The 1,394-nt window shown below is 61.3% G+C and carries 1 protein-coding gene; it reads right to left on the reverse strand.

The genetic code is table 11. The features are described 5' to 3' along the window. Nucleotides 1–98: 98 nt before the first annotated feature. Nucleotides 99–1,246 (reverse strand): IS3 family transposase gene (locus tag RCH15_RS19025; protein WP_326962213.1). Its coding sequence is split into 2 segments (ribosomal slippage): nt 99–973 and nt 973–1,246, totalling 1,149 coding nucleotides; the frame shifts between segments, so codons are not numbered across the junction. Nucleotides 1,247–1,394: the final 148 nt, after the last annotated feature.

Consider the following 1,394-nt stretch of genomic DNA (forward strand, 5'->3'; position numbering starts at 1 on the left):
TATGAGCCCGGACGCCTACGAAGTACTCTGGAACGACATCAACAATCCGCTCCTTTTCACATAAGAACGGTGGAACAACCGGGACCCCTATCAAGCGTCTATGCGATAGCTAGTTGGTTTTCTTGCGTCCAGTTTTCCCAGTAGCGGTTCGGCGTCATGCCGTCCAGGGATCCGTGGGGCCGTTCATGATTGTAGATAGCTTTCCATTCCTCGGCCAAATAGGTGGCTTCGGCCATGGTGTCCATGATTTCTCCGGAGAGCTGCTCCCTCCTGAATTGGGCGTTGAAGGATTCGATGAAGCCGTTCTGCCAGGGTGATCCCGGGTCGATGAAGGCGGTATCCACCCCGGCGGTGTTACACCAGCTGACCAGAGCCGCAGCGGTAAATTCGGGCCCGTTGTCGCACCTGACGTAGGTCGGGGCGGTGCCGGTTTCGGCGATGATGTTCTCCAGCACCGCGACCACGTCGGCGGCTTTGAACGACCGGCGCGGAATGATCGCCAGCGCCGTGCGGGTGTATTCGTCGATGACGTTGAAGAACCGGATGTGCCGCCCGCAGGAAGTCACGTCGGACTGGAAGTCGAAGCTGACCACGTGCATCGGGTATTCGGCGGTGAGCCGCTTTTGTTCCCCGGCGCCGGGCCCGGTGCGGCGCTTCTTCCGCGCCTTGGGTTTGCAGGTGAGCCCTTCGTCGCGCCAGAGCCGGCGCACCCGCTTCCTGTTCAGCGCCACGCCGTCCCAGGCAGGCTGGGCCAGCAGGTGCCAGCGGGCCTTCCGCCAGCCCCACGCCGGGTGCTTCACGGCGACGGCGCGCAGCTCCATGCGGAGCTGCGCTTCCTCGAAGCCCATGTCGGGTTTCTTCTTGCGGAACGCGGACCGGTTCTGGCCCAGAAGCGCGCATGCGAAGCGTTCGGAAGCCCCGAACTTCTCCACCGCCATGCGCACGGCACGGCGGCGGGGTTCGGGGCTCAGAATTTTCCCTTGGCCACCTCGTTGAGGATGTCGATGGCGAGTTCCTTCTCCGCCAGCAGGCGCTTGAGTCGGGCGTTCTCCTTCTCCAGCTCCTTGGTCCGTTTGGACGCCTCGGCGTTCTTCTCGGATCCGTACTGGTTCAGCCAGCGGTACCAGGTCGTCTCGGTGACCTGGAGCTCCTTGATGACGTCGACCATCGGACGTCCGTCGTTGAGCATCTTCTGGCCCTGCCGGACTTTGGCGATGACCTGCTCGGGGGTGTGTCTGCGTGCCATGATTCGTGAATTTCCTCCTGTGTCCATTCTCGGACACGAAACTCACACAAACACTTGATAGGGGTCCCGGTTGTTCCACCGTTCTTATGTGAAAAGGAGCGGATTGTTGATGTCGTTCCAGAGTACTTCGTAGGCGTCCGGGCTCATA

It is taken from the genome of Arthrobacter sp. MP_M4 (assembly GCF_035984855.1).
Taxonomy (GTDB): Bacteria; Actinomycetota; Actinomycetes; order Actinomycetales; family Micrococcaceae; genus Arthrobacter.